The organism is Streptomyces sp. NPDC102406 (genome assembly GCF_044765725.1).
Classification (GTDB): domain Bacteria; phylum Actinomycetota; class Actinomycetes; order Streptomycetales; family Streptomycetaceae; genus Streptomyces.
This window is the reverse complement of the sequence record NZ_JBIWKP010000002.1, coordinates 996374-1009904: the sequence shown is the minus strand read 5'-3', so window position 1 is coordinate 1009904 and position 13531 is coordinate 996374. Positions and strand designations below refer to the sequence as shown.

11 protein-coding genes are annotated in these 13531 nt (G+C 73.8%); 4 read left to right on the top strand and 7 right to left on the bottom strand.

Annotated features, from left to right (window positions below; genetic code table 11):
- Positions 1-54: 54 nt before the first annotated feature.
- The 3 genes from ACIRF8_RS13390 to ACIRF8_RS13380 form a co-directional block, all read right to left on the bottom strand.
- Positions 55-1380: an amidohydrolase family protein gene (locus ACIRF8_RS13390; protein ID WP_404214136.1), complete on the bottom strand. Its 1326-nt coding sequence runs from the start codon at positions 1378-1380 to the stop codon at positions 55-57.
- Entirely contained in the window at positions 1377-2708 is a 1332-nt protein-coding gene (locus tag ACIRF8_RS13385; protein ID WP_404214134.1) for a uracil-xanthine permease family protein, read from the bottom strand. The genes ACIRF8_RS13390 and ACIRF8_RS13385 overlap by 4 nt, the downstream gene beginning before the upstream one ends.
- 120 nt (positions 2709-2828) lie before the next feature.
- Positions 2829-3329, bottom strand: a complete 501-nt coding sequence (locus ACIRF8_RS13380; protein ID WP_404214132.1) for a two-component system response regulator — start codon at positions 3327-3329, stop codon at positions 2829-2831.
- A gap of 165 nt (positions 3330-3494) precedes the next feature.
- On the opposite strand from ACIRF8_RS13380, the gene ACIRF8_RS13375 reads away from it, so the two are divergent.
- Positions 3495-4751 carry an amidohydrolase gene (locus ACIRF8_RS13375; RefSeq protein ID WP_404214130.1) on the top strand — a complete coding sequence of 419 codons (1257 nt, stop codon included), beginning with the start codon at positions 3495-3497 and terminating at the stop codon, positions 4749-4751.
- Positions 4752-4767: 16 nt separating this feature from the next.
- On the opposite strand, the gene ACIRF8_RS13370 is transcribed toward ACIRF8_RS13375, so the two are convergent.
- Both ACIRF8_RS13370 and ACIRF8_RS13365 read right to left on the bottom strand, forming a co-directional pair.
- Positions 4768-6120, bottom strand: coding sequence for a VWA domain-containing protein (locus ACIRF8_RS13370; protein ID WP_404214128.1), 1353 nt, complete (start codon positions 6118-6120; stop codon positions 4768-4770).
- A complete protein-coding gene (locus ACIRF8_RS13365) occupies positions 6117-6974 on the bottom strand; it encodes an AAA family ATPase (protein WP_404214126.1) in 858 nt (285 codons plus the stop codon). Before ACIRF8_RS13365 ends, ACIRF8_RS13370 begins: the two co-directional genes overlap by 4 nt.
- Before the next feature lie 169 nt (positions 6975-7143).
- Here ACIRF8_RS13365 and ACIRF8_RS13360 point away from each other — a divergent pair, with 169 nt between their 5' ends.
- The 3 genes from ACIRF8_RS13360 (at position 7144) to ACIRF8_RS13350 (ending at position 9351) form a co-directional block, all read left to right on the top strand.
- Positions 7144-7641, top strand: a complete 498-nt coding sequence (locus ACIRF8_RS13360; protein WP_404214124.1) for a winged helix-turn-helix transcriptional regulator — start codon at positions 7144-7146, stop codon at positions 7639-7641.
- A 130-nt stretch (positions 7642-7771) separates the two neighbouring features.
- Complete coding sequence (locus ACIRF8_RS13355; RefSeq protein ID WP_404214122.1) at positions 7772-8290, top strand: SRPBCC family protein; 519 nt, start codon at positions 7772-7774, stop codon at positions 8288-8290.
- Positions 8290-9351: an LLM class flavin-dependent oxidoreductase gene (locus ACIRF8_RS13350; RefSeq protein WP_404214120.1), complete on the top strand. Its 1062-nt coding sequence runs from the start codon at positions 8290-8292 to the stop codon at positions 9349-9351. The genes ACIRF8_RS13355 and ACIRF8_RS13350 overlap by 1 nt, the downstream gene beginning before the upstream one ends.
- Before the next feature lie 13 nt (positions 9352-9364).
- Here the strand turns inward: ACIRF8_RS13350 and ACIRF8_RS13345 are convergent, their stop codons facing one another.
- The gene (locus ACIRF8_RS13345) at positions 9365-10366 is read right to left on the bottom strand and encodes a Ppx/GppA family phosphatase (RefSeq protein WP_404214118.1); all 1002 of its coding nucleotides are present in this window, start codon (positions 10364-10366) and stop codon (positions 9365-9367) included.
- A 30-nt stretch (positions 10367-10396) separates the two neighbouring features.
- Entirely contained in the window at positions 10397-13528 is a 3132-nt protein-coding gene (locus tag ACIRF8_RS13340) for a carboxyl transferase domain-containing protein (RefSeq protein WP_404214116.1), read from the bottom strand.
- Positions 13529-13531 lie beyond the last annotated feature (3 nt).

Below are 13531 nucleotides of genomic sequence, written 5' to 3'. Positions count from 1 at the left end.
CGTACGCGATGGGTCCAGCCTGCCCGGCCGGTGTTTCGGCCGGGGACCGCGGTGTTACGCGGCCGTAAAGCTCAAGCGGGCCGCCAACTCCCCGGAGGCGAGGCGGACATGCTCCCCGTCACGCACCAGCACCTCCCCGCCGACCATGACCGCCGCCACCGTGCGGGGGCCCGCGCACGTCAGCAGCGTGGCCCCCGGATCGTGTACGGGCAGGCACGCGTAGTCCCGGCCGAAGCGGTGCAGGACGAGGTCGGCCTGCATGCCGGGACGCACCCCGTCCGGGCGTTCCTCCAGGCCGAGGACCCGGTTCGCGCCGTTCGACGCGAGCGCGAACATCTCCGGGAACCCGAGCAGATCCGCCTTCCGGTGCGCGGCCCGCTGGAGGTACGCGCCGATCCGCAGGGCCTCCAGCATGTCCTGGGTGTCGTTGCTGGCCGCGCCGTCGACGCCGAGCCCCACCCGCAACCCGTCGGCCAGCATCTGGGGCACCGGGGCGATGCCGCTGCCGAGCCGCATGTTGCTGAGCGGGTTGTAGGACACGCCGACGCCGTGCCGGGCGAGGGTCGCGCGGCCCGCCGCGTCCAGTTCCACGCAGTGCACCGCGAGAAGGCGCTCCCACAAGAAGCCGGCCCGTTCCAGATGGGCGACGGCGCCGACCCCCGCGTGCGTACGGCACATCGCGTCGTCCGTCGTGGTCTCCGCCAGGTGCAGGGAGACAGGCAGCCCCCGCTCGTCGGCGTAGGCGCGTACGGCCGTCATCCCCTCGGGCGTCAGACACCGCGGGTTGGGCACGGCGACGCCCACCTCGACCCGGCTGCCGCGGGCGGCGGCGATCAGTTCGTCCGTGTGGGCCAGGGCCTCCTTCAGCGGCTGCATGAGACGCGGGTCGAAGCCCCACCTGCGGCTGCGGTCGGCCCGGTCGGCGACGCCCCGGCACAGCACGGCCCGTACGCCGCTGTCGCGCAGCGCCCGCAGCACCGCGTCGTGCACGGCGGGGGAGGGGTGCGGCCACATGTGTTCGACCAGCGTGGTGGTGCCGCTGCGCAGCGCCTCGGCAGCGGCGGCGGCAGCGGTCGCGTAGGCCCGCTCGGGGGTCAGCAGCGCGGCCTCCTCGCCGACCGCGCTGAGCCACGCGAGCAGCGGCAGCCCCTCCCCGATGCCGCGCAGGCCCGCCTGGAAGAGGTGGGTGTGCGTGTTCACCAGGCCGGGCGTGAGATGGCCGCCCGACCCGTCCAGCACCCGGCGCCCGCGCGGGAGTCCACCGGCAGGGACGAGGGCGCTGATCCGCCCGTCGGCGAGGTGGACGTCCGTGCCGGGGTGCCAGCGGCCCTCGCTGTAGACGGTGACGTCGGTGATCGTGTCGAGGTCGGGCGTCGTCATCGGGCCTGGTCCTTCCGGGGGCGGGACGTGTGGTGGAACAGCAGGTTCAGGGCGAAGGCGACGATCCCGGTGACGGCGATGCCGCTGTCCAGGACCGTGCGGACGTACGAGGGGAGCGGCGCGTAGAAGTCCGGGGCGCCGACCGGGATCATGCCGAGCCCGAAGGCGAGGGCAGCGGTCAGCAGGTCGCGGGAGTCGGTGAGGTCGGCGCGGGCCAGGATGCGCAGGCCGACCGCGCCGACCATGCCGAACATGACGAGGGAGACCCCGCCGAGGACCGGGCCCGGTACGGCGGCGACGGCCGCGCCGAGGACCGGCACGAACGCGAGCACCACCATCAGCAGGCCGGACAGCGCCACGACATGGCGGCTGCGGACCCGGGTCACGCTCACCAGACCCACCGACTGGCCGAACGTCACGACGGGGAAGGAGGCCAGCGCCCCCGAGACCGCGGTGGCCGCGCCGTCCGCGCGCAGCGCCCGTACGACCGTGGGCGCGTCGTCGCCGCGTCCGACGATCTGCCCGACGGCGAGGGTGTCGCCGACGGACTCGACCATGTTCACGAGCTGCACCACCAGCATCGCCGCGATCGCCGGGACGACGAACGTGGGCGCTCCGAACGCGGTCGGGTCCGGCGCCGTCACCACGCGTGCGTCCGCCACGCCCGACCCGTCGAACAGGCCGAGGGGCACGGCGAGCACGGTGCCCGCGACCATCGCGACGAGCACCGAGAAGCGGGCGAGCGCGGGCGGCGCGAGACGTTCCACGACCACGACGAGCAGCACCGTCACCGCGGCCAGGGCGAGGCCCCGGCCGCCGCCGGACCCGTGCCCGCCCGTGACGAGCCCGGCCGCCGACGGGACCAGCGAGAACCCGATCACGGCGATGACGGTGCCGGTGACCAGCGGCGGGAACAGGTGCAGCCACCTGCCGAACCACGGCGCGACGGCCACCGTCACCAGGCCGGACACGATCGTCGCACCGAACACGGCGGTGAGCCCGTGCTCGGCGCCGATCAGGACGGCGGGTGTGATGGCGGTGAACGTCGATCCCATCACGATCGGCAGCCGCGCCCCCAGCCACTTCACGCCCAGCGACTGAAGGAGCGTGGCGACTCCGCTGACCAGCAGGTTGGCGCTGATGAGCAGCCGGATGCGGTCCTCGGGGAGGTGCAACGCGGTGCCGACGAGGAGCGGCATCGTCGCGAGGCCCGCGTACGCGACGAGCAGATGCTGAAGGCTCAGCGGCACCAGGCGGCGCAGCGGCGGCCGGGCGTCGACGGGGTGCGGGCCCGGGGCGGGCGCGACGGCACGCGTGAGCACAGCCATCGTTCCTCCTGAAAGCTCGGTGGAAGACGGCTGGTTAGCGCCGGTGCGGGTGAGCGCCGTGGCACGCACCGGCCGTTGCAGCCATGACCGGTGTACGGGCGACCGTAGGGACGCGGTGTTTCACCCGCGTTGCCGCCAGGATTCCACCGCGGAACCGCGCCCGCCGCCCTCGGCCCGCGCCGCGCCGTTCCGCGAGGCCCCCGACCGCCGCGCGAGTTCGTCCTCCAGGGACCTGAGGCGGCGCAGGGAGCGCAGATGGGCGGTGACCTTGAGGCGCAGCAGCCAGGGGTCGACCGGCTTGGTGAGGATGTCCGACACGCCGAGCCCGTACGCCTCCTCGGCGAGTCGCGCGTGCCGGAACAGGCCCGTCAGCAGGATCACCGGGATGTCGGACGTCTGCTCCAGGCGGTGCAGATGCAGGGCCACCTCCAGCCCGGTCATGCCCGGCATGACCACATCCAGGATGACCAGGTCGATGCCGCCGCGCAGCACCGCCTTGAGCGCCTCCTCGCCGCTCTGCGCCCGCTCGGTCGGACAGCCGAGCGGGGCCAGGGCGCTCTCCAGGGCGAAGAGGGTCTCCTCGTGGTTGTCCACGAGGAGGACCGTGAGTTCCGTCGGCATGTCACCGTCCTCGGCAAGAGATCCGCTGCCACGATGCGGGGCCGGGACGGCCGCCCGACAGGGGCCGGACGGCCCCCGTCCGGTGCTCACCGGCCCCTTGCGGCGCCGGCGACATGACCATCACGGCGATAGCGTTCCCTCGTCGGCGTGTGAGGAGGCTGGAACATGACACAGACGGTGACGGCGGGACTGACCGCCCTCAAGGACGACCTGGCCGCCCTCTACCGGGACCTGCACGAACACCCGGAGCTCTCCCTCCAGGAGACGCGGACGGCCGCCCTGCTCGCCGGGCGGTTGCGGGACGCCGGGTTCGACGAGGTGGCCGAGGGCATCGGCGGGACCGGCGTGGTGGGCCTCCTGCGAAGCGGTGACGGGCCCGTCGTCATGGTCCGCGCGGACATCGACGCGCTGCCCGTCGAGGAGATGACGGACCTGCCGTACGCGAGCCGGGTCCGCGGCGTCGACCACGAGGGCCGCGACGTGCCCGTGATGCACGCCTGCGGACACGACATGCACGCCGTCTGCCTGGTCGGCGCCGCCACCCTGCTGGCGGGGGCGCGCGAGCAGTGGTCGGGGACGCTGCTCGTCGTGTTCCAGCCCGCCGAGGAGTTGGTGCGCGGCGCCCGGGACATGGTCGCGGACGGTCTCTTCGAACGTTTCCCGAAGCCGGACATCGTGCTGGGCCAGCACGTGGGCCCGCTGCCCGCCGGGTTCATCGGCCACGGCGCGGGACCGGTCATGGCCGCCGCCGACTCCCTCGACATCACCCTGCACGGCCGCGGCTCCCACGGCTCACGCCCGGAGGCGTCCGTGGACCCCGTCCTGATGGCCGCGAACGTCGTCACCCGGCTCCAGGGCATCGTCAGCCGGGAGGTGCCGCCGGCCGAGACCGCCGTGGTCACCGTCGGCCGGCTCCAGGCCGGCACGAAGGAGAACATCATCCCGGCCACGGCAGAGCTCGGCGTCAACATCCGCACGTACACGCCGCAGGTCCGCACGCTGGTCCGCGCGGCCGTGGAGCGCGTCGTGCGCGCCGAGTCGCAGGCGAGCGCGGCGGTCGCCGAGCCCACCTTCCGCTGGTTCTCCAGCGCGCCCGCCCTCGTGAGCGACCCCGACAGCACCCGGACGACGGTGGCCGCGTTCGCCGCGTACTTCGGGCAGGAACGCATGATGCGGATGCCGCAGGTCAACGCGAGCGAGGACGTCGGTGTGTTCGGCGAGGTCCTCGGCGTGCCCACGGTCTTCTGGTTCTGGGGCGGCCTCGACACGCGGACGGTGGTCGACGCGCTGCGGGAAGGCCGCCTCGACGCCCTGCCGAGCAACCACTCGCCGCACTTCGCGCCCCTCGTCGAGCCGACCCTCAGCACGGGGGTCGAAGCGCTCGTGGTCGCCGCCCTGACCTGGCTCGGCCCCGCCGCGTGACGCTCCCGCACCCGGCCTAGACCGGCAGCAACCGCCCGACCAGCGTGCTCAGTTGGCGGGCGGTGCGGCACTCGTGCATCGCCACGACCTCCGCGTACGCCCCGGCCGCCGAGTCGCCCGTGTCCCACTGGGAGCGCGCCTCGGGGTTGAGCCAGTGGACGCGGCGGGCCGAGCGGGCGATGCGGCGCAGCGCCGGCACGTTCGGGTCCATCTGGTTGGTGCGGGCGTCGCCCAGGACGAAGACCGAGGTGCGCGGGGTGACGGCCGTCTCGTAGCGTTCGACGAACTCGCCGAGGGCCGAGCCGTAGTCGCTGCTGCCGTGCCAGCCGGTGACCGTCGCCTCGGTGGCGATGCGCTCCCCGAGCCCCTCCGGGTCGGCGGTGCCGCGGGCGATGAGGTCGGTGACCTCGTCGATCCTGTTGACGAAGGCGAAGACGCGGACCTTGCTGAACTCGTCGTGCAGCGCCTGCACCAGCAGCATCGTGAAGTTCGCGAACCCCGCGACCGAGCCCGACACGTCGCAGAGCAGGACGAGTTCGGGGCGGGCCGGGCGGCGCCTGCGCAGCACCGGGCGCATCGGGACGCCACCCGTCGACAGCGAGCCGCGCAGTGTGCGGCGCAGGTCGATGTGGCCGCGCGCGGCGCGGCGCCGACGGGCCGCGAGACGCGTCGCCAGCTTGCGGGCCAGCGGATGCACGGTCCTGCGCAGCTCGGCGAGTTGCTCCTTGCCCGCGTAGAGGAAGACGGTGCGGTCGGGGGTCAGGACCGGGACGCGGCGGGCCATCTCGTCCGTGCCGCGCCGCTCGGCGACCCGGCGCCGCGCCTCGGAGCGGACCTGCTCGCGGAACTCCTCGATACGGCGCCGGATCTCGTCGGCCTCGATGCGGTCGGTGAACGCGCCGGAACCCCCGCCCTGCCCCCGCATACTCGCCATGATCCCGGCCAGCAGAGTCTGGGGGCGCAGCCGGTCGAGGGTCTGCATTGAGGAGAAGCCGCCCGCGTCGTACCCGCCGAACCGGTCGACGGCCTCGGCGGCGATCCGTGACATCGCCGCCCGGTCGTTCGCGGCCAGCGCCCGCGCCAGCCGTTCGCGCAACTCGTCCCGGTCGACCTCGCCCCGCGGCCGCTCGGGCGCCCCGACCTCACGCGGGAAGTACAGGTCGAAGACCGGGTCGAAGACGGCGCGCTGGCCCTGGTCGTGCAGGAGCGCCGCGGCCAGGCCCTCGCGCAGATGCTCACGGTGGTCGAGGCCGAGCGCGGCCACGGCCTGCGCCGCGTCCACGCTCTCGCCCGTACCGATCCGGATGCCATGCGTCCGCAACGCCCGGACCAGCGACGTCACCCGGTCCGCGACGGACTCCGTGCTCACACCGCGTCCAGATCGAGCTTGGCGGCGGCCTTCTGCACATCCTCCTGGTGCTTGAGGACGACACCGAGGGACTGCCGTACGACCTCCTCGTCCAGCCGGCCGGCGCCGAGGGCGATCAGGGTGCGCGCCCAGTCGACCGTCTCCGCCACCGACGGCACCTTGCGCAGGTCCATCGCGCGGAGCGCGCCCACCACCCGGACCAGGGACTCGGCGAGCACCGTGTCGAGCTCCGGCACCTTCAGCGCCACGATGCGGCGCTCCAGCTCCTCCTCGGGGAAACCGATGTGCAGGAAGAGACACCGGCGGCGCAGCGCCTCCGAGAGTTCACGGCTCGCGTTCGAGGTGAGCACGGTGAAGGGGCGGCGCGTGGCGGTGATCGTGCCCAGTTCCGGCACCGTCACCTGGAAGTCGGAGAGCACTTCGAGGAGCAGCCCCTCCACCTCCACGTCCGCCTTGTCCATCTCGTCGATCAGCAGGACCTTCGCGTCGTCGCCGCGGATCGCGCTGAGCAGCGGGCGCGCCAGCAGGAACTCCTCACCGAAGACGTCCGTGCGTGTCCGGTCCCAGGACTCGTCGCGGCCCGCCGTGATGCGCAGGAGCTGCTTGGCGTGGTTCCACTCGTACAGCGCGCGCGACTCGTCGACGCCCTCGTAGCACTGGAGGCGGATCAGGCGCGCGTCGCTGATCGCGGCGACCGCCTTCGCCAGCTCCGTCTTGCCGACGCCCGCCGGGCCCTCCACGAGCAGGGGCTTGCCGAGCCTGGCCGCCAGGAACACGGTGGTCGCGACCGCGGGCGAGGCCAGATAGCCGGTCTCGGCCAGACGTGCGGTGACATCGTCCACGGAAGCGAACAACGGGGCCTCCAGCTCTTTGCGTCGCGGGGCCTCAAGCTGATCAGCTCCCCGCGCTCCCCACAACAGGCCCGGGCCGTTCATGGCGAACGTCACGTCCCGCCGAACCCGGCGGGACGCTGCTGAGTCTCGTACAAGGACCCACTGGCGCTCCCTTTCGTATCCTGACGACATGAGGCGCACTTCCTTTGCCGACTGGCCCTGCTCCATCGCCCGCACCATGGATCTCCTCGGTGACTGGTGGACGCCGCTCGTGCTGCGTGAGGCGTTCTACGGGATCACCCGCTTCGACGGCTTCCAGCAGGAGCTCGGCATCGCCCGCACCACCCTCGCGGAGCGGCTGCGCCGGCTCGTCGACGCGGGGCTGATGGAGAAGCGCGCCTACCAGACGGAGCCGGTGCGCCACGACTACGTCCTCACCGAGATGGGCCGGGACTTCTTCGGGGTGCTCGCCGCCATGAACGCCTGGGGCAACCGCTGGCTGTCCGGCGAGGCGGGCGCGCCCGTCGTCTTCGCGCACGAGCGCTGCGGTCACCGTGCCGAGGCCGCGGTCGTCTGCGCGGAGTGCGGCGAGCCGATGACGGCCGACGACACCCGGGCCCGGATGGGCCCCGGCTACCCGGAGCGGCTCGCCGAGCGCCCCGGCATCCGCGAGCGCTTCGAGCGGTGAGCCGGTGCGCCGTACTCGGGTGCCGCTCTTGACGTAGTGAGTCCATCTACGAAACTCTCGTGGTCAGAGCCGTTTGTGCGCGCTGTTTCGGTGTGTGCTGTCGTTCGTTGATGCAGAGAGGTGGGCCACGATGGAGTGGACGGGCGCGCGGTACGCGGACACCCCGACCGTCGAGGTGCGGCGCAGGATCGAGGCGCCGCCCGGACGCGTCTGGGAGCTGGTGTCGGACATCGGCCTCATGCCGCGCCTCAGCGCGGAGCTCCAGTCGGTCCGGTGGCTGGGGGAGGCGACAGGGCCGGCGGTCGGCGCGCGCTTCGTCGGCCGCAGCCGCCACGACGCGTTCGGCTCCTGGGAGACCACGTCGCACGTCATCGAGTGCACCGCCCCGCGCGTGTTCGCCTGGGCGGTCTCGGACGTGGCACACCCCAGCGCCGTCTGGCGGTTCACGCTCGACGAGCAGGACGACGGGGCCACGGAGCTGACCCAGTGGATGCAGCTCGGCCCCGGCCGCTCCGGGCTCTCGCCCGCCATCGACCGGATGCCGGAGAAGGAACAGAAGATCGTCTTCGTGCGGCTGCGGGAGTTCGAGCACTCCATGGGCGCGACCCTCGACGCCCTGAAGGCGCTGGCCGAAGGGGCGGAGCTCTGATGCGTACCTCCACGACGATCGAGGCGTCCGGCGGCGACTGGCGCGAGACGGTCGACTTCGTGACCGAGGCCGAGAAGCTCGGCCTGGACATCTGCTGGGTCGCCGAGGCGTGGGGCTCCGAAGCGCCCTCCGCACTGGGCTACTTGGCCGCGCGCACCGACCGGATGCTGCTCGGTTCCGGCATCATCCAGCTCGCCACCCGCACCCCGGCCGCCATCGCCCGCGCCGCGATCACCCTCTCCAACCTCTCCGACGGCCGTTTCCTGCTCGGCCTCGGCCCGTCGGGACCGCAGGTGATCGAGGGTCTGCACGGGGTGCCGTTCGCCCGGCCGCTGGCGCGGATGCGGGAGACGGTGGAGATCGTGCGGATGGCGGTGGCGGGCGAGAAACTTCGCTACGACGGGCGGGAGTTCACGATCCCGCTGCCCGGCGGCGAGGCGCGGCCCATGCGGCTGTCGATGCGCGCGGAGCACGAACTGCCGGTGTACCTCGCGACGCTCTCCCCGAAGATGCTCCGGCTGACCGGCGAGGTGGCCGACGGCTGGCTCGGCACCAGTTTCGTGCCCGAGGGAGCCAAGGCCGCCTACTTCGACCACCTCGACGCCGGGCTCGCCGCGGCCGGCCGGACCCGCGCCGACCTCGACATCTGCCAGGGCGCCGAGGTCAACTTCGCACAGGACGAGGGGTCCCTGCGGAGCATCGTCGCGAGCCGCAAGAAGGAGCTGGCGTTCAGCCTCGGCGGCATGGGCTCCGCGTCGACCAACTTCTACAACCAGGCCTACAGCAGGCAGGGCTGGGCCGAGGTCGCCGCCGCCGTACGGGAGCGCTGGCAGTCCGGTGACCGGGACGGCGCCGCCGCCCTGGTCACCGACGACATGGTCCTCGCGACCACCCTCATCGGCACCGAGCCCATGGTGCGGGAGCGCCTGAAGGTGTGGCGGGACGCGGGCGTCGACACCGTCCGCCTCTACCCGGCGGGCGAGACACCGGCCGAGCGGCTCACGACGCTCGGCCGCGCCATCGACCTCGTACGCGACGTGGACCGGACGCCGGCCACCTGAGCGGGCCCCGACCTCACGGTTGCGCCGCGAGCCGCAGCTTCGCGACCTCGGCGGGCCGGTGCGGGGCGGCGGCTAGTTCCCCTGTCCACCAGTCCGCGTCGCCCTCGATCCGCCGCAGCAGAATGCCCTCGCGGATCGCCCAGGGGCAGATGGTGACCTCGCGGATGTTCATCAGCTTCATCGCCGTGTGGCCGACGAGCGCCCCGGCCAGGGACTGGGTCGCGCGCGGGGCCGAGATGCCGGGCAGCTCGGCCCGGCGCGCGGCGGGCAGCGCCGCCAGCTCCGCGACGGCCGCGCGCAGCGCCTTGCGGGTGAGCGTCCGGCCGACGAACGGGCCGTGCCGTCCGGCCGGCGCCCCGCACAACCGGGCGAGCTGCGTGAACGTACGGGACGTGGCGGTCATCGTGACCGGCCCCTCCCAACGGACCCGCGCCGCGACGTCCCGCAACTGGTGGCGCACATGGCGGCGCAACTCCTTGAGGGCCGCTTCCGGGGCCAGGTCCCCGGTGGGCAGGAACTCCCGGGTCAGACGCCGGGCGCCGAGCGGCAGCGAGATCGCGAAGTCCGGCAACCGGCCCCGCCCGAAGGCGACCTCGAGCGTGCCGCCACCGATGTCGAGTACCCCGAGGGGCCCGGCCCGCCAGCCCATCCAGCGCCGCGCCGCGAGGAACGTCAGCTCCGCCTCCACCTCACCGGGCAGCACCCGGAGCCGCGCTCCCGTCTCCTCCCGCACGGTGCGCAGCACCTCGTCCCGGTTGGGCGCGTCGCGCACGATCGCCGTGGCGAAGGCGAACGGCTGCTCGCTGCCCCACCGTTCGGCCACGCCGTACGCGTCCGCGACCGACTCCACGATCCGCTCGACGGCCCGCGGCCCCAGTCTTCGGTCACCGCCCACCTCTTCCGCGAGCCGCAGCCTTCGTTTGGCCGTGTGCACCGGCAGCGGCGCGCCGTCCCGCGCGTCCGCGATCGCAAGGCGCACCGTGTTCGATCCCACATCCACCACACTGATCCGCATGATCGTTCGAGTACCCGGATGGCGTGCTGGTCAAAGCCGGACCGGCGCGTTCAGCGCCGCCCGTATCCAACTCCGCGACTCGGCGGGGTCGATGACCGCGTCGATCTCCAGCGCGGCCGCCGCGTTCACCGCCTTGCCGCGCTCGTACAGTTCGGCGACCCGCGCCTCGAAGGCCCGCTCCCGCTCGGCGGGATCGGCGATCGCCGCCAGCTCCCGCCGGTAGCCGAGCCGGACCGCGCCCTCCAGGCCCATCCCGCCGAACTCGCCGCTCGGCCAGGCCGCCGTCGCGAGCGGCGCCCGTGTCGAACCGCCCATCATCGCCATCGCGCCGAGCCCGTACGCCTTGCGCAGCACGAGACAGACCAGCGGCACGGTGAGCCGCGCGCCCGCGACGAACAACTCCGCGAACTGCCGCACGGTGGCGGTGCGTTCGGCCTCCGGGCCGACCATGAACCCCGGCGTGTCGCAGAGCGAGAGGACCGGCAGCCCGAACGCCTCGCACAGGCGCAGGAACCGCGCGGCCTTGTCGGCGGCGTCCCGGTCGATCGCCCCGCCCAGATGCGCCGGGTTGTTGGCGATCAGACCCATCGGCCGGCCCTCGATCCGGACCAGCGACGTGAGGACACCGGCGCCGAAGCCGCGTCGCAGTTCGAGCACCGAGTCCGTGTCGGCGAGCCCCGCGATCACGGCCCGTACGTCGTAGGCGCGCCGCCGGTTCTCCGGCACCGCGTGCCGCAGCAGCCGCTGGTCCGGTGCCTCCCAGCTCTCCGCCGGGCCCTGGAAGTACGCCAGGTACGCGCGGGCCGCCCGCACCGCCGCCGCCTCGTCGGGGACCGGGAGATCGACGACCCCGTTCGGCACCTGCACGGACAGCGGGCCGATGTCCTCGGCCCTGTGCACACCGAGACCGCCGCCCTCGATCATCGCGGGACCGCCCATGCCGATGGTCGCCTCGGGCGTCGCGATGACCACGTCGCAGCAGCCGAGCAGCGCCGCGTTCCCCGCGAAGCAGCGGCCCGACGCGATCCCCACCAGCGGGACCCGGCCGCTCAGTCGCGCCATCTGATGGAAGGTCGTCACGTTCAGACCGGCGACCGACGTGGTGTCCGTGTCGCCCGGCCGCCCGCCGCCGCCCTCGGCGAACAGCACGACGGGCAGGCCGCGTCGCTCCGCCACGCGCAGCATGCGGTCGGTCTTGCGGTGATTGTTTAGCCCCTGCGTCCCGGCGAGCACGGTGTAGTCGTACGACATCGCGACCGCGGGCGCGCCGCCGATCAGACCGGTGCCGGTGACCATGCCGTCGGCGGGCGTCGACCGGATCAGGTCGTCGAGCGATCTGCGCTGCCGCTGCGCCGCCACCGCGAGCGCCCCGAACTCGGTGAAGCTGCCGGGGTCGCACAGGTCCTCGATGTTCTCGCGGGCCGTCCGGCGCCCGGCCGCGTGCCGCTTGGCGACCGCCTCGAAGCGGTGCTCGTCCAGGCCGAACGCGTGCCGCGCCCGGGACTCGGCGAGGTCGGCACGGACCGCGTCCGGGTCGGCGTCGACGGCCGCGGCCTGCTGGGCGGGCCCGTCCTCGCTCACGTCGAGGAGGACCAGGACGGCCCCCTCCGCGACGGTCTCCCCGACACCCGGGCCGACGGCGCGGACGACACCGGCGTGCTCGGCGCGCACGACATGCTCCATCTTCATGGCTTCGAGGACCAGCAGCGCGGAGCCCGCGGCCACCGGGCGGCCGGGTTCCGCCTCCATCGCCACCACGGTCCCGCTCATGGGGGCCGTCACCGTGCCCGCCGGGCCGGTGGGCGCCGGCTCCCCGGGCGGGGCCGCCTCGGCGAGATGCCGCTCCACGAAGGCGGTGCCGGTGCCGCCCGCCGTGAACTCCGGATGCCCGAGTACCGCACGCAGAGCGGGGATCGAGGTCCGTACGCCGTCGACCGTGAACTCGTCGAGGGCCCGCCGCGCCCGCGCGCACGCCGCCTCGAAGGTGCCGCCCGGCGCGTGCGTCACCACTTTGGCGAGCAGCGAGTCGTAACGCGCCCCGATCTCCGTGCCGGTCCGCGCGGCCGTGTCGACGCGGACGCCGGGCCCCGTCGGGACGTCGAACCGCGCGATCCGCCCGGCCGAGGGGCGCACCGTCCCGTCCGCCGCCGCGGTCTCCGCGTTGACCCGCACCTGCACGGCGAAACCGCGGGGCGCGGGCGGCTCCCCGGCCAGACCCAGATCGGCCAGGCTTTCGCCCGCGGCGATCCGTAGCTGCGCCGCGACCAGATCGACGCCCGTCACCTCCTCCGTGACGGTGTGCTCCACCTGGAGCCGCGGGTTCACCTCGATGAACACGAACTCCTCGCCCCGCACCAGGAACTCGACCGTGGCGAGCCCTTCGAGACGGGCGGCCCGCGCCAGCCGCAGCGCACTGTCGAGGAGCCGGTCCCGGACGGCGGGGTCGAGCGCGGGCGCCGGAGCGATTTCGATCAGCTTCTGCTGACGGCGCTGCGCGCTGCAGTCCCGCTCCCACAGATGCCCCACGCCGCCGTGGCCGTCGGCGACGATCTGCACCTCGATGTGACGAGCCCCCTCCCACAGCCGCTCCACAAACAACTCGCCCCGGCCGAAGGCCTGGTGCGCCTCGGAGCGGCACCGCTCCCACGCCTCGTCCAGCTCCTGGGCCGTGCGCACGACCCGCATCCCGCGGCCACCGCCCCCACCGAGCGCCTTCACCATCACCGGGCCGGACGCGAGGAACGCCCGCGCCTGCTCCACGCTCGCCCCACCGTCCGTCCCGGGCAGCACCGGCACCCCGGCCTGCGCCGCCGATGCGCGGGCGCGCGCCTTGTCGCCGCACAGCTCCAGCACCTCGGGAGGCGGCCCGACGAAGACGACGCCCGCCTCGGCGCAGCTCCGGGCGAGCACCGCCGACTCGCTGAGGAAACCGTAGCCGGGGTGCAGATACGTACAGCCCGTCCGGCGCGCGGCGGCCACGAGCGCCGCCGCGTCGAGATACCCCCCGGCAGCCAACGGCACGGCCGCGTCGGCGAGTTGCAGGTGGTCCTCGTCGCCCGGCTCGTGCACCGCCACGGCCCGCAGCCCCAGCTCGGCGGCGGCGCGCAGCACCCGTACGGCGATCTCCCCGCGGTTGGCGACGAGTACGGCGGCAGACCCCATGAG